This is a genomic window from Flavobacterium subsaxonicum WB 4.1-42 = DSM 21790 (genome assembly GCF_000422725.1).
Taxonomy (GTDB): domain Bacteria; phylum Bacteroidota; class Bacteroidia; order Flavobacteriales; family Flavobacteriaceae; genus Flavobacterium; species Flavobacterium subsaxonicum.
Window position 1 is genome coordinate 54,707 of sequence record NZ_KE383909.1, and the last position, 19,415, is coordinate 74,121.

Below are 19,415 nucleotides of genomic sequence, written 5' to 3' on the forward strand. Positions count from 1 at the left end.
TACTAACCTGTGATATTTAATATTACAGGTTTATTATAAATTATATTTTATACCTACAAGGTTTTAAAAACCTTGCAGGAAACTAACTATGCCTTTAAAGCATTCTTTAAACCCGTAAAAAACACATCTACATCTTCTTTGGTTATAGAAAGTGGCGGCAGTATGCGTAGCAGGTTTTTTTGCGATGCATTGCCCGTAAAAATATGCTCGTCGTAAATTAATTTCTTACGAAGCTCGGTAACATCAAAGTCGAATTCAAGGCCCAACATTAAGCCACGGCCTTTTATATTTTTAACTTGTGGAATCTGGCCTGCAAGTTCTTTAAAGTAAGCACTTATAGTGTTTACATTATCGATAAGATTTTCGTTTTCGATAATTTCAAGTACCGATAGTGCTGCCGCAGAAGCCAGATGGTTGCCCCCAAACGTGGTGCCTAACAACCCAAAGGATGCTTTAAACTTAGGCGAAATAAGGATACCGCCGATTGGGAAACCATTGCCCATGCCTTTTGCAAGGGTAATAACATCGGGCTTAATATCGTGGTACTGGTGCGCAAAGAATTTGCCCGAACGCCCGTAACCACTTTGTATCTCATCTAAAATCAGTACCACATCGTTAGTGTCGCAAACTTTTGCTATGGCCTGGAAAAACTCGGTAGTACCCTGATCCAGTCCGCCAACGCCCTGTATGCCCTCTATAATAACGGTGCAAACATCGCCTTTGGCAATCTCGGCGTTTAAGGCCTCAATGTCGTTTAACGGAAGAAAAACTACCTCGTGCCCTGCGTTTAGTGGCGCAACTATAGAAGGGTTATCGGTAGCAGCAACAGCCGCCGATGTACGCCCGTGGAATGCCTTTTTAAAGGCTATTACCTTTTTTTTACCATTGTGGAATGACGCCAGTTTTAGCGCATTTTCGTTAGCTTCTGCCCCCGAATTGCATAGAAAAAGTGTGTAATCAGGGTAACCCGATGCTTTTACAAGTTTATCGGCTAATGCTTCCTGAATTGGGTTTTGTATGGAGTTGGAGTAAAACCCTATTTTGCCTACCTGGTCTGTAATTGCTTTTACATAATCAGGGTGCGAGTGCCCGGCAGAAATTACACCGTGGCCACCGTAAAAGTCCAGGTATTGCTGGCCTTTATCGTCCCATACTTTAGCGCCAAGCGCCTTTACAGGGGTAATGTTGTATATTGGGTATACATTGAATAAACTCATTGTATATGTGTTTTTTAGTTTGTGTTAACCTGCAAGGTCTCGAAGACCTTGTAGGTTTTATTTTTAATTTTTATATAGGAGCCGAACTAAAATCCGGCAGGCTTTAATTTTAAGCCAGTGGTTTCTTCCAGGCCAAACATCAGGTTCATGTTTTCTATAGCTTGGCCGCTTGCGCCTTTTACCAGATTATCTATAACTGATGTTATAAGCAGGTACTTACCCTTTTGCTCTAAGCTAATAAAGCAATTATTGGTTTGTATGGCAAGCTTAAGACTAATGCTATCGGTGGTAACCCGTACAAAGGGTTCGCTTGCGTAATACGCGTTGTAAAGTGCCACCACCTCGTTAAAGTCGGTGGTAAGTTTAGTGTACAGCGTTGCGAAAATACCACGGGTAAAATCGCCGCGGTTGGGTATAAACAGTACCTCTTCATCAAAACCTTGTTGAACCTGCTGTAAACTCTGCACGATCTCGCCCAAATGCTGGTGCCCAAATGCCTTGTAATGCGACATATTATTGGTTCGCCAAGGGTGGTGCGATGTAGCAGATGGCTGCACCCCGGCACCTGTACTGCCCGTTGTAGCGTTAACGTGGATAGTATCTGCAAGTAAGCTATTTTTAGCCAACGGAAGCAATGCCAGTTGTATAGCCGTAGCAAAACAACCGGGGTTGGCAATGTACTGCGCCGTTTTTATCTGGTCGCGGTTTAGTTCCGGCAGGCCGTAAACAAACACCTTACCATTAAAATTGGCATCTGCCGTAAGGCGAAAATCATTACCCAGATCTATTATCCTTGTGGTTGCCGAAAAGTAATTGGCCTCTAAAAACGAGATGGACTTGCCGTGCCCAAGGCATAAAAACACTACATCTACATTAGGGTTAACGGTATCGGTAAAATTGATGTCGATACTGCCATACAGGTCCTCGTGCACCGATGCCACTGGGCTGCCGGCATTGGTGGTGCTGTAAACAAAGTCGAGCTGTGCCTGCGGGTGGTTAACCAGCAATCGAAGCAATTCGCCTGCCGTATAGCCCGATCCGCCAATAATGCCAATACTAATCATATTTTTCTCCGTTTACCTGTGCGTAAATATTTTGGGCATTCCCCACTATTTTTATAAAGCCTTTGGCATCATCTGCCGTCCAGGCATTATTAACCTCGCCATACTGGCCAAAGCCGGTGTTCATTAAATCGTGCGCTGACTCAATACCATCTAAAGAAAAATGGTAGGGTTTAAGGGTAACGGTTACGGTACCGGTAACGGTTTTTTGGGTATCTTCTAAAAACGTTTCTATGTTGCGCATAACCGGGTCTAGGTACTGGCCTTCATGAAAAAGCATACCATACCAGTTGCCCAACTGCTCTTTCCAGTACTGTTGCCATTTGCCCAGTACGTGTTTTTCTAACAGGTGGTGTGCTTTTATAATAATGATAGGTGCCGCCGCCTCAAAACCTACGCGGCCTTTAATACCTATAATGGTATCACCCACATGGATATCGCGGCCTATGGCAAATGCCGAAGCCAGTTTTTCCAGTTTCTGGATGTTGCTTGCAGGCTTCTCGAATTCGTTATTGATGCCTGTAAGTTCGCCTTTTTCAAAATGAAGGGTAACTTTCTCAGCTTCTGATTTTTCGAGTTGCGAAGGGTAAGCCTCACCAGGCAATGGCTGACCCGATGTTAGTGTTTCTTTACCGCCAACGCTGGTACCCCAGATGCCTTTGTTGATAGAGTACTGTGCTTTTTCCCAAGAATATTCTACGCCATTTTTTTGAAGGTACTCAACCTCCTGCTGGCGGGTAAGCTTCAGGTCGCGGATAGGGGTAATAATTTGCATTTCAGGAGCAATAGTCTGGAATACAAGGTCGAACCTAATCTGGTCGTTACCGGCACCGGTACTGCCGTGGGCAATAGCATCAGCACCAACGCTTTTGGCGTAACGCACGGTTTCCAGCGCCTGGAAAACCCTCTCGGCACTAACCGAAAGCGGGTAGGTATTGTTTTTAAGCACATTGCCGTACACCAGGTACTTAATGGCTTTTTCGTAGTACTTATCTATTATATCTAAGTTAAGGTGGTGGGCGCTGCCCAGCTCATAAGCACGTTTTTCTATAGCGGCAAGCTCTTCTTCGCCAAAACCGCCCGTGTTTATAAGTATGGTATGCACTTCATACCCAAGATCGTTCTTTAAATATTTTAGGCAGTATGATGTGTCCAGACCGCCGCTGTATGCTAAAACCAGTTTTTTACTCATTGTCTTTGTCTTTTTTAAGAAAAAGCGCCTGCTTAATACTTTTTAGCCTTGCCAGCACTTTTTTGTTAAAGGTATATTGATCTTCTTCGTTTTCGTTTTTCTTTTCGGCCGGGTCGTATAACATTCCCGTGCACAGGCACATTTTGTAATCCTTGCGTTGCAGGATATCAAAATTATTGCAGCCGCTGCAACCCTTCCAAAAAGTAGGGTCGTCAGTCAATTCGCTAAAAGGTACGGGTTTATAACCCAGGTCTGAGTTTATTTTCATAACCGCAAGGCCCGTGGTAATACCAAATATCTTGGCGCCGGGATATTTTTCCTGCGAGTATTCAAAAACCTTTGTTTTTATCTTTTTTGCGAGGCCCAGGTTACGGTAATCCGGGTGTACAATAAGGCCGGAGTTGGCCACGAACTTGCCGTGGCTCCAGCTTTCTATATAGCAAAAGCCTGCAAATTTGCCATCTACGGTTGCTATAACAGCATCTTTGTGTTCCATCTTTTTAACAATGTACTCTGGCGTGCGCTTGGCAATACCCGTACCGCGCTGTATAGCCGACTCGTACATGGTCTCGCAAATTTCCGGTGCAAACTTGTAGTGCTCCTCTCGGGCTATTACAATTAATATATTCATTTCAGGGATAAAAGAAATAAATTATGAAAAATGGCTAAATGATCTTTTTTTGGGAAACAAACCGGGCGGACCGGTTTAATATACAGGCATACCGTTACGGTCTTAAGCGCGGGCTTAAAAACGAGTTAAGGTTGCTTATAAAAGAATGATTTGTAAGGATAAATCCCTGCAATAAAACAGATGGTGTTTTCAATTCGGTAAAATAAAAAAGTGAATATTAAAGCTTAAACTTTTGCGGCATTAACATGGCCGCACCATCCGGCAAGTTACCGGGGTGTTTATGCTAAACATAGGGGTGCTATGTAATTCTTTTTTATTCATGGCTGCAAATGTATAGTTTTTGAAAAAATAAACAACTTAAAATTCTGATAAATATTCAAATATCACGAATAACCCCCAAAATGTGATGGCTATGCCGTTAATTTTAGGTTATTTATAAGCAAAAAACGCTCCACAATGGGAGCGTCTTGATATTTTTTTAATGTTGATTTTATTTTTGGGCCTGCTTGCCGGTCTCTTTTAAAAACAGGCAGGCAACAATAGCAACGCTAATTACCAGCATAAAAAACAAAACGGCACTTTTAAAATGGGTTTCGGTATCGGTAACGGTGTTTAACGATTTGCCGTATAAATAACTAAATACCGGGCCTAATAATGATGTTACCCCAAAGGTTAAAAAGTTTATGGCGCCGGTCGCACTGCCCTTAACACTATCCGGGTTTGCCTCCTTAATTACCGAATATGGTATCATGGCGGCGCCTGAAGCCACACCCATTAAAAAGGTGCTAAAATATGCTGGCATAAGGGTAGGGAAGTAGCATAGCTGTGCAAGGCTCACTATCATTACAATAGCGCCGGCAATAACAACGGGTTTACGGCCCAGCCTATCGGCAAACCAGCCTAATAGCGGGCAGCCAACAGCCCAGCCTAACGGTACAAGGGCGCAGGCAAGGGTGGCGGTGGTATAATCCAGGCCACGGCCGGTCTGGAAAAATGCCACACCCCAGGTCATTGCAAAAATGGTGGTAGGCGCAAACAGCAGGCCCGATACCAGCCCTGATAAATAACTTTGCGGATTGCTGAATACAATTTTATAAGGAGCTAACAGACTTCTTTTAGGCATTGTGGTGGCAATGGCAACCGCCCCTTTTTGAGTAGGTGTAAAGTAAATTATAAGGCCTGCAATTACAAAGCCCATAATGCCCATTGCTATCCAGAAGGTGGTTAACGGGAGTCCGTTTTTTAAGATGGGGGCCGATAAAAACTGCCCTGCCGAACCGCCCAGCATTCCTAAACTTTGCGTTGCACCAATGGCGGTTGCCAGCCTTTTGGGCGAAAATGCCCTTGCCGCAAGGTACACACAGGCCGGAAACGCCAGTGCCGACCCCATGCCTTGCAACAGCCTGCCCGCGTAGCCTGTATAAAGGTTGGCGACAGAAAATAATATACAGCCAAGCCCTAATAAGATGGCACCTGCAAACAGCGGATATTTTGCTCCCGCCTTATCTATGGCAATACCGGCTGCAAGGCTGGTAACAGAGTAGGTTAGGTAGTAGGATCCAATTACGGCACTAACGGTACCGGGTGTGGTAGCAAAAGCCTTTACAAGGTCGGGTAGCATTATACTGGGTGCAGATCGCACGGCATATTCTAAGGCATAGAACAGTAAACCAAGTACCCATGCAAGCACAAAAGGGTTCCAGGATTTTTTTTCAGATATAGTATTCATTTGTATTTAATGATTCTTTTCGAAGCATTAAATTTACGAATGATGATTTGATAAATATTACGAAATCCTTTTAATAAGAATATTATTGTTTATTATGCATGCATACGTGTTTAAAATTATCATATCAAAAAAAATACCCTTAAAAAGGCAGGTGTGTAAATTTGATAAAAATAATTAATTTAGGATTTTACTTACAGCCTTAATAATGTCCTGTGTAGATGTTGTATTGGTGTCTATTGCAATACTTTTATTGCCGTACGGTTTAAAAGTATCGGGCTTAGTTATAGAAAATAACCCAACCGTTGGCGTTTGTGCAGCGCTGGCAAGGTGCATAATACCGCTATCGGCACCAAAAAATATTTGGCAGTTGGCAATTACTGCCGCAATTTCTCGAACATCTTTACTGTAAAATGTAGGTGCCTTAAAATCTATCTGCGATACATTTTCAACAGGTAATACCTCTATAATATTATAACCGGCAAATTCGGCTTTCAGGCTTTCATAAACAGGCTCCCACCACGAAGGCGGATAGCATTTTGCACCCGTTGCGTAAGTAAAAATGGCTATGGTTTTTTTATTGGCATCAATAAGTTCGTTAAGCAATTGTTTGCCGTGGGCAATTTCAGCGGCATCTAATTTAAGGTCGAGCAGGGGTGCGGGCGATGTATCTTCCGGATAGCCAAGCAACGTTAAAAAATTACGCAGGCAATATACTGGGTACTTAGCTACGTGCGCATAGTCAGGATATTTAGTAAGCTCATCAGCTTCGGCACCAAAAATTTTATAAGTCGAATTACTTTTTTGTGTAGACAGTTTACCTGATGATGAATAAGATACAACGTTAATGGCAATATCGTACCGCCTGCTTTTAATAGCTATCCAGCCTGCAATGTATTTAGGCAACTGCTTAAGGGGCTTTCTCGGTAGCTGAATTACCTTATCTACATTAGTATGGTTTTTAAAAAGAATGTTGCCCAGGCCACCCTTTGCAAAAACGTCTACCTTACAGTCTGGGAAACGGTTATTAAGCTCTTCTATAAGCGGTGTAATAAGCAGCAAATTACCAAGCCTGTGGTTAGGCCTGCAAATCAGCACGCGATTAATGGTAGCTTTTTCGCCAACGGCAAGTGTAGGTACTGTATACGATTTGCCTATGTTTTTGGTCGCATTACGAGTAATGGCTTTTCGTACAACATTTAATTTTTTTAAAATGCCCATGTGCTCAATATTAGATATCTCTCTTTTAGCTAACGAAACTAATAATAATATACATAGTATGCTATGGTGTTATTAAAATTAAGCGCAAATTAATTTCTTAAGTAAAAAGCATAAAAAAACGCCCCTTAAAAAGGAGCGTTCTGTACATTTATTTTTTGCTAAAGGGCGGTAGCAGCTTACTGCATACCTCGCCAAAGCCAATACGTATATCATCTTTTTGGCAGTAACCGCGCATTATTACGGTGTCGCCATCGTTAATAAATTTGCGTTCGGTGCCATCTTTTAAGGTAATAGGGTTTTTTCCACCCCATGTAAGCTCCAGCATAGAGCCAAAACTATCGGGCGTTGGGCCAGATATGGTGCCGCTACCCATAAGGTCGCCACTGTTTACACGGCATCCGTTAATGGTGTGGTGCGCCAATTGCTGACTCATACTCCAGTACATGTACTTAAAGTTAGAGTTAGATATTACAGTCTCTTCGGCATCTTCGGGCTCAATAGCAACCTGTAGGTTAATATCAAAAGCGTGGTTGCCCGTTTGCTGTAAATATTCTAAAGGCTTAGGGTCTTGCTCCGGCCCGCCGGTGCGGAAAGGCTCTAACGCATCTAACGTTACAATCCATGGCGACATAGACGATGCAAAGTTTTTGGCTAAGAACGGCCCAAGTGGTACATACTCCCATTTCTGGATATCGCGTGCACTCCAGTCGTTAAACAATACCATGCCAAAAATGTGTTCTTCGGCCTCTTCCACAGGTATGTTTTCGCCCATAATGTTGGCATCGGTAGTAATAAAAGCCATCTCCAATTCAAAATCAATAGATTTAGAAGGCCCAAATACAGGTTGTGTTTCGCCGGCAGGCAACGTTTGCCCATAAGGGCGGTGCACCGGTATGCCCGATGGCACAATGGTACTGCTTCTGCCGTGGTAGCCCACAGGTAAATGCAGCCAGTTGGGCAGCAATGCATTCTCCGGGTCGCGGAACATTTTACCAACATTGGTAGCATGCTCGCGGCTGCTGTAAAAATCGGTATAATCGCCAATAAGTACCGGCAATTGCATTTCTACATCTTCTATCTTAAAAATAACAATTTCCCTGTGGGCTTCGTTATCTTTTAATTCGGCATTATTAACATCAAATAATTCGGCTATCCTGTTGCGCACTAAACGCCAGGTTTTTTTACCGTCTGATATAAAATCGTTTAGCGTATCCTGCATAAACATATCATCGGTAAGCTCTATGCCTTCAAAATAATTTAATTGCTGTAAAGCGCCAAGGTCTATGGCATAATCGCCAATACGCGTGCCTATGGTAACCACGTCGTCTTTAGTAATAAACACCCCAAACGGAATGTTTTGTATAGGGAAATCGCTGTCTTTAGGTATGTTAAGCCACGATTTTCTGTTAGGGTTATTTGCTGTAAGCGGCATATTTGTGTGTATGTTTTTTGCTTTATTGAATTATCAAATATAGTTGCATATCTCGTTTTACCAAACGTTTTTTGTACTTTTGTCGGCAAATTAACGAAATATTATATAATGCAACGCGACGAACAAATTTTCGACCTTATCCTGGAAGAGCAGGACAGGCAGATACACGGCCTGGAACTAATTGCATCTGAAAACTTTGTAAGCGACCAGGTAATGGAAGCTGCAGGGTCTGTACTAACCAATAAATATGCCGAAGGATACCCTGGTAAAAGGTACTACGGCGGGTGCGAAGTTGTAGATGTTATAGAGCAAATTGCTATAGACAGGGCTAAAGCACTGTTCGGCGCAGAGTATGCTAACGTGCAGCCACACTCTGGCTCTCAGGCTAATGCTTCTGTTTTTCATGCGTGCCTGCAACCGGGCGATAAAATTTTAGGTTTCGACCTTTCGCATGGTGGCCACCTTACGCACGGTTCTCCGGTAAACTTTTCAGGAAGGCTTTACGTACCTACATTTTATGGTGTAGATAGAGAAACAGGACGTTTAGATTACGATAAAATTCAGGAAATTGCTACTAAAGAGCAGCCTAAACTTATAATTGCAGGTGCATCTGCCTATTCCCGCGATATGGATTTTGCACGCTTTAGGGCTATTGCCGATAGTGTTGGTGCTTTATTGCTTGCCGATATCTCTCACCCTGCAGGCCTTATTGCCAAAGGTTTAATGAACGACCCTATTCCGCATTGCCACATTGTTACTACAACTACCCACAAAACCCTTAGGGGGCCAAGGGGCGGACTTATACTTATGGGTAAAGATTTTGAAAACCCGTGGGGCCACAAAACTCCAAAAGGAGAAATAAGAATGATGTCGTCTTTATTAGACCTTGCTGTTTTTCCTGGTAACCAGGGTGGGCCATTAGAGCACATTATTGCTGCTAAGGCGGTTGCATTTGGTGAGGCTTTATCAGACGAGTTTTTTGCTTATGCAAGGCAGCTGCAAAAAAATGCCAAGGTTATGGCTGCTGCATTTGTTGCACGCGGTTATGATATTATATCTGGCGGCACAGATAACCACATGATGCTTATTGACCTTAGAAACAAAAACATCTCTGGTAAAGAAGCTGAAAATGCGCTTGTAAAAGCAGAAATTACGGTTAACAAGAATATGGTTCCGTTTGATGATAAGTCGCCGTTTGTAACTTCTGGTATCCGTGTGGGTACTGCGGCTATTACAACCCGTGGCCTTGTTGAGGCAGATATGGAAACTATTGTTGCCCTTATTGATAAAGTTATTACCAACCATACCGACGAAGCTGTTATTGAAGAAGTAGCTAACGAGGTTAACGATATGATGAGCGAAAGGCCAATATTTGTATTTTAATACTGGCGTAACATACATAAATAGAAAGTCCCTCTTATGGAGGGACTTTTTTATTGCTTCAATTTGAAATATCATAAAATATTATGTAACTTAATAAGGATTTGGTAAAATAGTATAACGTTTATTGAATTTGTTTTAATACGTTTGCAGTACTCAATAACAAATCAGGGCGGCTAAGGGTAATTTCAAGATAGCTTCGAACCCTCATTGCGAAAGCACCCCGCCGCCCGTTGCATAATGCACATTCAATTCCATCACCTACGTATAAAGTTGATGTGCAGTTTTAAAAGTATGGAAAAAAATTTAACCCAATCTGGCCCCGGCCCGGTTGGGTTTTTGATTTTTAATAAATTACGGTAAAATAAAGGAGTGATTTTTTTTGAGAATTGCTATAAAAAGCAAAGACCCATGGGTGGAAGCCCCTGGGTCTTAAATACTAAAAACCCATAACATGATTAATAGTAAGCTGCAAATGTAAGGTCTATTTTATTAAAACCCTAATGTATTTGGGTAATTTTTAGGTAACAATAAGGTCATATTTTTCTAACAGTCCCTTAAGCCCTGCCTGTGAGAACTTTGCCTTTTTTAATTTATTTTGTTCAGGGTCTATACTAAAGTTATAACTGGTGGTAAAATCGGCTTTATTGGCAATTGCATCTACAAAAACGCTTTTATGCAGGTTGCAATTATCAAAAATAACCCCTGTTAAATCGGTTTTCATAAAATCGATGGCAATAAGGCTGCAATTCGTAAAAACGGTACCCTTAATCTTCAAGGTATAAAATTTGGCATAATCCAAAGTGCAGTCTTTAAACTCTATCTGCATAAGCAAGGGGTCGCACATGGTAAAGTTAACGGCTATAAAACTACACGCGTTAAATACCGCATTGCGCAGCGACACATAATTTATCCTGGCCTCGTTAAAATTACAATTATTAAAAACGCAGTCTATAAAGGCTACACCTAAAAAATCGCAGGCGGTAAAATCGCAGTTGCTAAAGGTACAACGCTCGTAATCGCGGTACATAATATCGTCCAGGCCAAAAACCATGTTATCAAAATCCCTGTCTAATATATATTTGTCTGATGCCATTGGTTAACCCTTTTAGTGAGGCGTAAATATAACAAAACCCCACGCATTGCATGGGGTTTTAGAAGATGAGAGTATAAATTTGTTAGTAACCCTGGTTTTGAGAAAAACTTTTAGTTACATCTAACGTTTGCTGTGGTATAGGGAAAACCCTTCTGTACGGTTGCGATGCCGGTTTAGCCGATGTTAATCTGGCTGCATCAAATTTGCCAAAACGTATCATTTGAGGCCTTCTCCACATTTCCCAGTACATTTCGAAACCAATTTCGCGGTAAAGAATTTCCATATCAATTGCCGGTATAGCTACACCTGCTGCATTGTTGTAAAGTGCTTCGCGGGTTCTGCTGGTACGTAGTATGTTGATATCTGCAAGGGCAGCAGCATTGTTACCTTTACGCAGGTAAGCTTCGGCCCTCATAGTGTAGATACCACCTAAACGGTATAACGAAATATCTACGTTACTTGCACCGTTACCAACCTGTGGGTCGAACTCGTATTTAAAGCTACGGGTACCACGGTTAATTTGATTTTGGGCAAATACAGCCTGTGTAGGGTTATCAAAATTAAGCTCTGGAGTAAATACCATTGGGGTGGTGGCACTTTTTTCGCATACAAGGGCAGATACTTTTATCCTACCGTCGGTTGTCATTTCAAAACCACCGGCAGTTGTTAGCTTAGGGCCATATTGCTGGCCAACCTGTATACCACGGTTAAAATGGAACCAAGGTAATGTTGTACCGGTAATAATGCTGTTGGCAGGTACGCTAACATCGGTACCATCGTTTTTAAACCAGGTACCGTCGGCATACTGGTATTTACGTGTAAAACGAGGGTCTTCGTGGTGGCCTTCCCAGGTTGCATAAAACTCTGGAGTAATGCACGATGCGTTAGTACCCCTGTTAGATGGAGAACACCTTTGGTTACGCTCCATAGAGTTGTAAGCAAGGTCGTTACTACCATTGTGCAGGTTGTCTATTTTTTGTGTGATGGCAAAAATAAGTTCCGGCCCGCCCGAGTTGTTTATAGAGAAGTTATCAAAATAGTTACTGGCAAGTGTAAAACGGCCAGAATCTATCAATAAGCTTGTGTAATAGATAACCCTGTCCATATCAGACCCAGATCCACTTACAGCAGCTTCGCTAAAATTAAAGTTAGAGTTGGCGTTGTAACGGTCTTTAAACACGGCACGGTTAAGGTACATAGAAGAAAGTAGCCCGTAAGCAGCCTGTTTTGTAAACCTGCCGTTGTGGGTGTTTTGCTCACCAAGATCGGCAAGATCCGGTAAAAGTGCCTCAACTTCCAATATCATGTCATCTATTGCATCTTTAGCCTGTAATATCTCTAAAGGAGCATCTAAGTTAAGCGGATCGCGGTAGGGGGCCTGTCCGTACAAATCAAGTGTATGGTAGGTATAAAAAGCAAGCAAACCTTTTGCCTCGGCAAGAAATAATGCTTTTTGCTCTTCATCGCTTTCGCTGATTGTTTTAATAGCCGTTAACGAACGTGTAATACCGTTAGTAAGATTGTTGTAGTTATCGTTAACTACAGCATTGTCAGACGCCCAGGTAAACTCGTGCATGGCGCGCCATTTGCCACCATCGCCCCAGTCAGAGCCTCGGGTTGGCAGTATACCAATGTCGCTGCTGTATTCCTGCATGGCAAGCATACCACCGTGGCTGGTAAAGGTTCCGTCGCCAAGGCGATCGTACGCTGCGGCAAGTGCACCGGCAGCGTTGGATGAATCTCCGCCCAACACTTCGTCAAGCACATCTTCGTCAAGGTTGGTACATCCTGCCAGTACAATGGCAAAGCAGGCTGTAATTATGGTTTTACTGTTAAATATGGTTTTAAATTTCATAGCATTAAATTTTTAAAGTTGCACCAAGTAAAAATGTTCTGGATGTTGGGTAGCTTGAGTAATCGATACCGATAGACTGGTTACCACCGCTTGATTTAGGACTGTTTATTAGTGGATCGAAACCTGAGTAGTCTGTTATGGTAAGCAGGTTTTGGCCTGTTACATAAAGGTTTAAACTTTGCAGCCACGATACACCCGGGTGTTTAAAGGTATAGCCTATACGCGCACTGTTAAGCCTGATAAAATCTGACTTTTCAAGGTAAAGTGTAGATACCTGCGGCGCGTTAGCCTGGTTGGCGCCAGAGTTGTAATAATCGCTCATGGTGTTCCTGTCAGACGCAAGGTTGTTAATGTTAAGTGCATTTAAACCTGTGTTGTTTAGCAGGTAACCACCTGTCTGGCCTATGATAGAGAAAGAGAAATCGAACGCTTTGTAACGCATTGAGCTGTTTAGGCCGTAAGTAAATTTAGGTATTGCGCCTTCTATAATAGTACGGTCGCTGTTGTCTATTACGCCATCGCCATTCTGGTCTTTGTATACGTTAGCGCCTTCGTCATCAAAGCCAGTGTGCTCTAATAGGTAGAATGATCCTGCTGCATAACCACTTTTGTATATGTTAGCCAATACGCCCGACTGGCCCGGACCTGATATGGTTCCTGATAAAATTTCTGATACCGGCAGGTCTTTAACCTCATTTTTAAGGGTAGCACCGTTTACATCCACATTCCAGCTAAAATCATCGGTTTCTATAATTTTAGAACCCAGCATAATTTCGAAACCACGGTTAATTATTTTACCATCGTTTATGTTTACCCAAACAGTAGTTGTAGGGCTAAGTGGCTGAGATGGTATTTGCAAGATAGCATCGGTAGTGGTTTTGTTAAAATAATCTAAGGTACCATATAGTTTATCGCCCCAAAGGTTAAAGTCTAAACCAACGTTGTACTGTGTTACCACCTCCCATTTAAGGTCCGGGTTTGGTGTCCTGTTTACGGTTACACCGTTAACCAGTCCTAAATCATCATATAAATAGTAACCATCGCCGGCAGTTAACGAGTAGCTGGCCTGTGTAATTTTGTTTTGTACCTCCTGGTTACCTGTTTGGCCCCAGCTACCGCGAAGTTTAAGGTTGTTTATTACGGTAGACCCGGCAAGGAAGTTTTCCTGAGAAATGTTCCAGCCTAAAGCAGCCGATGGAAAGTAACCGTATTTATTGTTCTCTCCAAAACGGGTAGAACCATCTGCCCTTATAGAGGCAGTTACAAGGTATTTACCATCAAAAGCATAGTTTACCCTTCCAAAATACGATTGTAGTTCGTTTACCTGTGCATAACCCGATACGCCCGACTGTACACCCGCAAAACCGGGGTTGTTGGCTGGGTTTATACCGCTGTCTTTATCGGCAATCTGGTCGATGATAAAGCTGGTACCGCTTCTTTCAAATTTTTGGTAAGAGAAACCGGCCATGGCATCAAACTTGTGCTTGTTGGCTAAAAAGTCGTACGTAAGGTAATGCTCTACCAACGAGTTTTTAGACTCCAGGTTGCCCTGTACGTAACGCCCACGTGGGTTACGGTCTGTAAGGTTAGGATATATGGTCGTGTTTCTTTCGGCAACAGAACGGTCTACACCAAGGTTAAGCTTGTATTCTAAACCATCTATTATCCTGAAAGATGTTTCTAAATTACCCAATATACGCGTTGTACGGGTTTCGTCTTCATAAATGCTTAACAGGTAGGCCGGGTTGTAATGGGCGTTCATGTTAAAGTTAGTGTACTCGCCGGTTTCATCAAACACAGGGCGTGTAGGGTTTGCCATAAGCGTATGGATGATAAGCTGACCGTCAGATCCGCCATCGTCGCTGGTAGGCACACCGTTGTCTTTAGTTTCGCTGGCCGTAAGGTTAACTTTTAATTTTAAACGCTTGTTATCTAAAAACGATTCTGACGCGTTAATACGGCCTGATGTACGTTTAAAATTACTTTGGTTAACAATACCTTCCTGGTCCATTTGTGCTAACGATACAAAGTAGTTACCCGTATCGGTACCTTTAGAGAACGAGAACGAGTTGTTTTTGGTAACGGCAGTCCTGAATATAACATCCTGCCAGTCGGTATTTCCACCGTGGTCAAATGCGGGGTCTTTAATAGCTCCGCGGTATTCGTCTGCGCTAAGCACATCAAGCTTTTGCATTACATCAGAAAAACCAACGTAAGAATCTACCGTAAAGCTTGCGTTGCCTTTAGCACCTTTTTTAGTGGTAACTATAACCACACCGTTAGAACCCCTGGCACCATATATGGCTGCCGCCGAGGCATCTTTTAATACGGTAATCGACTCGATATCGCTGGTATTTAAAAAGTTAAGCGGGTTTTTTGCTGCCGATGCACCAAAACCAACGTTAGCACCTGTTGGGCTAACATCATCATTAGCTAACGGCACACCATCTACCACAAATAGTGGGGTACTACCGCTCCTGATAGAACCTACACCACGAATGTTTACGTTAATACCGGCTCCTGGCTCGCCGCTGGTTGGCGTAACACGCACACCGGCAATTTTGCCCTGTAAAAGCTGGTCTGTAGAGATGTTTACACCCTGCCTGAACTGGCTTTCGTTTATTTGGGTAACCGATCCGGTAACGTCTTTTTTAGACTGTTTACCGTAGCCTACCACAAGTACCTCGTTAAGTTCTGAGGCATCGGGCATTAGGGTTACGTTTATTGGGCTGCCATCTACAACAATAGTCTGGGTTTTGTAGCCCATGTACATAATTTCAAGGGTTTTGCCCTTGGCTACGGTAATTTCAAAATTACCGTCTATATCGGTAGCAACAGTGTTGCTGGTTCCGGATTCTAATACAGATGCACCGGGCAGGGGCATGCCGCTTTCGTCTGTTACTTTACCTTTAATACGTTCTTGTAAAAAGGCATTATTTACGCTAAATTTTAAAGTGCTGCTGTTGGTTGTATTGCTATATCCAGCCTGAAGGGTTAGCAGGGTGGGCACTAAAAAACAATAGCTTTTTAGTTTTAAAGATGTAATTTTAGGATACATTGAATTTAAGTTATTGGTTATGATCTTAAGTCCGTGGCCGTAGTTGTTTGTAGTTACTCCGGTTGTTTGTTGTAATCAATCTGTCTTACTATTATAATTTCATGCGTGTGTGTTTAATTTAGTTTTGGGTTAATTTTAGTGTGTTTTAGTAATTTTTTAGCAGGATAGTAAGCTTTTAAAATCGCGATAAATATTGACTGCGAAATAAGCGAATACATATTCAAACTACTTTTACAGAAGGTTATGTTTAAATTAATTTGGTGCGGATTATGGTAACAAAAACGACCTGTTTGTTAACTAAACTTTAGTTGGCGGTTTTACTATATCGTTTGTAAATGCCTGTATTTACTGGGGTTCTTAACACAAACATTACACAGACGTTTACATTTGGTTGTTTTAGGCTAACAGCGGCTTAACCTTGCGCAGGTACTTTTGCAGTTGCACTTAAAAATTTATAAATGAAACCAGTTACTACAGCACTTGCGCTTATTTTTTCTACAGGGGCGCTTTTTCAGGCGCATGCCCAGACAGACGACACAAAACTTAATAAACTACAGGTTATAGGGTCGCACAACAGTTATAAAATTGGTATTGAACCAGCCTTATATAAGGTGCTTGCCGCAAAAGATTCTGCTTCGATGAGCGGTTTGCAGTACGACCATATTTCTATTACCGACCAGCTTAACATGGGGCTCAGAAATTTGGAGATCGATATTTATGCCGATAGCAAAGGCGGTAAGTATGCACACCCTAAAGGCCTTGACCTGGCTAAGCCGGATAAGGCTTATGATGCCGATGGCGTTATGAACAAACCGGGCTTTAAGGTTTTTCATGTTACCGATATAGATTTCAGGAGTTGGGCACCAACGTTTGAGGGTTGCCTGCAACAATTAAGAGCATGGTCTGACGCTAACCCCGGCCACGTGCCGGTGTTTATAACGCTTGAGCCTAAAGATGGCAAAGCCAACCATTTTGGTACAACTCCGGAGGCTTTTACCACCCAGCTGTTTGATGAGGCCGATGCCGTTATACGCAAAAATTTGGGCGAAGACAAACTGATAACGCCCGATATGGTTAAGGGCAATTACAAAACACTGGAAGAAGCGGTGCTTGCCGGCAACTGGCCAACGCTTAAAAATGCTAAGGGCAAATTCTTTTTCCTGTTAGATAACAGCGATAAAAAAATGGAACTGTATATGCAGGGGCACCCGTCGTTAAAAGGTCGTGTGGCTTTTGTTAATGCCAAACCGGGCACTCCGGAGGCTGCGGCTATGTTTAGGAATAACTCTGAAGATGCTTCTATACCCGACCTGGTTAAGAAGGGCTATATTATCCGTACGCGTGCCGACTCTGATACTAAAGAGGCGCGTGCTAACGATTATTCGCATTTTACGGCAGCTAAAAACTCCGGTGCACAAATTATTACTACCGATTATTACAAGCCAAGCCAACTGTTTAAATCGACTTACAGCATTAAGTTTGACGATGGCAAATATGTTAGGCTTAACCCTGTAAACGGTACGGTTACAAGAAAATAGTTTTGTTATATGTTAGGTTGTAAAAAAAAGGCATCGGGTTTACCGATGCCTATTTTATTTTGTAGTGTAGTGGTTATTTCTGTAAGTCCTGCACAGCGCCTGTGGTTAAGTTAACGCTAAAATGATTGGCCGGTGCCCCTTTTAAAAACTTATCTAATATCTGTAAAAACAGGGTTAGGTTTTTTTGGTTGGCATCGTTACCATCACCTTTTTTGTTTAGATAAGATGCACAAAGCAATTGGTACTGCTTAATTCTGGCTTCGCCCACATCGGCAATAGCCAGTTGGTCGGCACTGCGGATACGGTAAAAGTCAGTTATAAGGTCCATGCCGTTCCATGCTTTAAAATCAGATGCCTTTATCTTGTTTTTAGCGAGTAATTTGGCGGTTGAAGTTTCGGCCTTTTTCCAGTCGGCTTTATAAGCAGCTTTGTTTTTAAGGATGTCATTGTAAGATGCCTTAGCATCCATATTAGCCAACGCCAAAAGGTCGTAACCTGATACATTAGTAATAAATTCTTTAAAGGCTACCGGCCAGTCATCGGGTAAAAAACGCAGGCGCACCAGTTCTTTTAAATGATAATCGGTAAACTCGTGGTAGCTTTTGGTGGTAAGTATGGCATCATTCCAAATATCTTTTGTGTGCTGACTTTCTAAAAAGGCGTGTTCCATTTTATAAAGGCTAAAAAGCTCATTAAAGCGGGGTACGCTGTCTATAGTAATGGTTTCAATCTCAACCACGTTATTTGGTTTGATGGTAAGCAACTTGTAAGCAGGAATATAAGCCGCCAACGATGGTGTTTGCACATTAACCAGCGTATTGCCCTTTGCACTGGTGCGGATGCCTGTATCGTTAATGTGCATGTGCCCGCCAAAGTGTATTTTAAGGCCGGCATCGGCAAAGGTTTGTGCCACTTCTTCTTCGGGCACGCGGTCTAACTGCCACTTGCCCTTGCCCATAAGGGCTTCAATTTCGGGCGATGCATCATCATTAAACTCTACCATAGGGTAGTGGCTAAAGGCAATCAGGGTTTTGCCCTGTTTTTTAGCTTCATCGGCAATTTTTTTAACCCAGTCTATTAAATGCTTTTTGTTGGATAGTACATTGTTGTAACCCAAGTCGGCACCCTTGTAATTCTTCGGGTCGGAGGCACTGCCATTGGCGTTTTTCGGAATATACACATTGCCGTCAATCGCCAAAAGCCAAAGGCCGTCTATCGGTTCTACCACGTAGCTAACATCGGGCAAGGTAAAACCGGGGGCCACATTGTACATTCGGTTTTTAAGGTCAGATGCTTGCTGTGCCTTATCTAAAGTATAATCTGCAAAAGTATAGCTGCTAAAAGGCGTTGCCCAATACTTATAGTTAGCCTTGGGGTAAAACCCGAATTCCTGCAAATAATCGGTAATGCCCAGGTAGCCCATTTTAGCTATATCTTTGGTTAGTACAACCGGTAACTCTGTAGCAGGATTGGGTTTATAACCCTCTTTGCTAAAAATAGGCTGGCGTTTGCCACCATCGCCTAAAAAATCGTCTTTACCGGCATCCTGTGCAAAAGGCCCGACCGGGTCGTGGTTGCCGGTAGTTATAAAAAACTCAATGTTGTATTTGGTGCTGTACTCGTTTAAAATGCGTTGCAACCCGCGAACGTGCAGCGGCTGGCCGTCATCGCTATAATCGCCGGGCAGGGCAACGTAGTGTATGTTGCGCTTGGCAATATCATCTAAGGCAGCCAAAAAGGCAAAGTAGTTCTCGTTAAAAATACGGGTAGAGTGCAGTTGGGCATCCATAGTGCGCAACAGCGCAGGTTTGCCGTTGGCAGGATTTAACACACCCTTATAATCGCTGTCGGATAGCGAGCCGTACAGATCCTGCAAATGCACATCGGCTAAAAAGGCTATCTGGGTGCCTTCGGCTTTATTTTGCGCGTTGAGGTGTATAGAAAATAAAGCAACAGCAAGCAGGCAATAGCGGGTAATGTGGGTCATTAAAACTTTTTACTGCAAAAA

13 protein-coding genes are annotated in these 19,415 nt (G+C 42.7%); 2 read left to right on the forward strand and 11 right to left on the reverse strand.

The window, feature by feature from the left end:
• Positions 1 to 86: 86 nt before the first annotated feature.
• The 7 genes from G509_RS0110800 to fahA all read right to left on the reverse strand — a co-directional run bounded on the left by G509_RS0110800 (position 87) and on the right by fahA (position 8,480).
• Positions 87 to 1,217, reverse strand: coding sequence for an aspartate aminotransferase family protein (locus G509_RS0110800; RefSeq protein ID WP_026991557.1), 1,131 nt, complete (start codon positions 1,215 to 1,217; stop codon positions 87 to 89).
• Positions 1,218 to 1,303: 86 nt separating this feature from the next.
• The gene (gene argC / locus G509_RS0110805; RefSeq protein ID WP_026991558.1) at positions 1,304 to 2,281 is read right to left on the reverse strand and encodes an N-acetyl-gamma-glutamyl-phosphate reductase; all 978 of its coding nucleotides are present in this window, start codon (positions 2,279 to 2,281) and stop codon (positions 1,304 to 1,306) included.
• Complete coding sequence (locus tag G509_RS0110810; RefSeq protein ID WP_026991559.1) at positions 2,274 to 3,470, reverse strand: argininosuccinate synthase domain-containing protein; 1,197 nt, start codon at positions 3,468 to 3,470, stop codon at positions 2,274 to 2,276. The genes argC and G509_RS0110810 overlap by 8 nt, the downstream gene beginning before the upstream one ends.
• A complete protein-coding gene (locus G509_RS0110815; protein WP_026991560.1) occupies positions 3,463 to 4,101 on the reverse strand; it encodes a GNAT family N-acetyltransferase in 639 nt (212 codons plus the stop codon). Before G509_RS0110815 ends, G509_RS0110810 begins: the two co-directional genes overlap by 8 nt.
• Positions 4,102 to 4,591: 490 nt before the next feature.
• Positions 4,592 to 5,830, reverse strand: a complete 1,239-nt coding sequence (locus tag G509_RS0110825; protein WP_026991561.1) for an MFS transporter — start codon at positions 5,828 to 5,830, stop codon at positions 4,592 to 4,594.
• Between the two features lie 174 nt (positions 5,831 to 6,004).
• On the reverse strand, positions 6,005 to 7,048 hold the full coding sequence (locus G509_RS0110835) for a glycosyltransferase family 9 protein (protein ID WP_026991562.1): 1,044 nt from the start codon (positions 7,046 to 7,048) through the stop codon (positions 6,005 to 6,007).
• A 148-nt stretch (positions 7,049 to 7,196) separates the two neighbouring features.
• Positions 7,197 to 8,480, reverse strand: coding sequence for a fumarylacetoacetase (gene fahA / locus G509_RS0110840; protein ID WP_026991563.1), 1,284 nt, complete (start codon positions 8,478 to 8,480; stop codon positions 7,197 to 7,199).
• Between the two features lie 108 nt (positions 8,481 to 8,588).
• Here fahA and glyA point away from each other — a divergent pair, with 108 nt between their 5' ends.
• Positions 8,589 to 9,863, forward strand: a complete 1,275-nt coding sequence (glyA, locus tag G509_RS0110845; RefSeq protein ID WP_026991564.1) for a serine hydroxymethyltransferase — start codon at positions 8,589 to 8,591, stop codon at positions 9,861 to 9,863.
• A 517-nt stretch (positions 9,864 to 10,380) separates the two neighbouring features.
• Here the strand turns inward: glyA and G509_RS0110850 are convergent.
• The 3 genes from G509_RS0110850 to G509_RS0110860 all read right to left on the reverse strand — a co-directional run bounded on the left by G509_RS0110850 (position 10,381) and on the right by G509_RS0110860 (position 15,869).
• Positions 10,381 to 10,956 carry a pentapeptide repeat-containing protein gene (locus G509_RS0110850; RefSeq protein ID WP_026991565.1) on the reverse strand — a complete coding sequence of 192 codons (576 nt, stop codon included), beginning with the start codon at positions 10,954 to 10,956 and terminating at the stop codon, positions 10,381 to 10,383.
• A gap of 82 nt (positions 10,957 to 11,038) precedes the next feature.
• Complete coding sequence (locus G509_RS0110855; protein WP_026991566.1) at positions 11,039 to 12,811, reverse strand: RagB/SusD family nutrient uptake outer membrane protein; 1,773 nt, start codon at positions 12,809 to 12,811, stop codon at positions 11,039 to 11,041.
• A 4-nt stretch (positions 12,812 to 12,815) separates the two neighbouring features.
• Positions 12,816 to 15,869, reverse strand: a complete 3,054-nt coding sequence (locus G509_RS0110860) for a SusC/RagA family TonB-linked outer membrane protein (RefSeq protein ID WP_026991567.1) — start codon at positions 15,867 to 15,869, stop codon at positions 12,816 to 12,818.
• A gap of 458 nt (positions 15,870 to 16,327) precedes the next feature.
• Here G509_RS0110860 and G509_RS0110865 point away from each other — a divergent pair, with 458 nt between their 5' ends.
• Entirely contained in the window at positions 16,328 to 17,407 is a 1,080-nt protein-coding gene (locus G509_RS0110865; protein ID WP_026991568.1) for a phosphatidylinositol-specific phospholipase C1-like protein, read from the forward strand.
• Positions 17,408 to 17,480: 73 nt separating this feature from the next.
• Here G509_RS0110865 and G509_RS0110870 read toward each other — a convergent pair whose 3' ends face one another.
• Complete coding sequence (locus G509_RS0110870; RefSeq protein WP_035738881.1) at positions 17,481 to 19,394, reverse strand: metallophosphoesterase family protein; 1,914 nt, start codon at positions 19,392 to 19,394, stop codon at positions 17,481 to 17,483.
• Positions 19,395 to 19,415 lie beyond the last annotated feature (21 nt).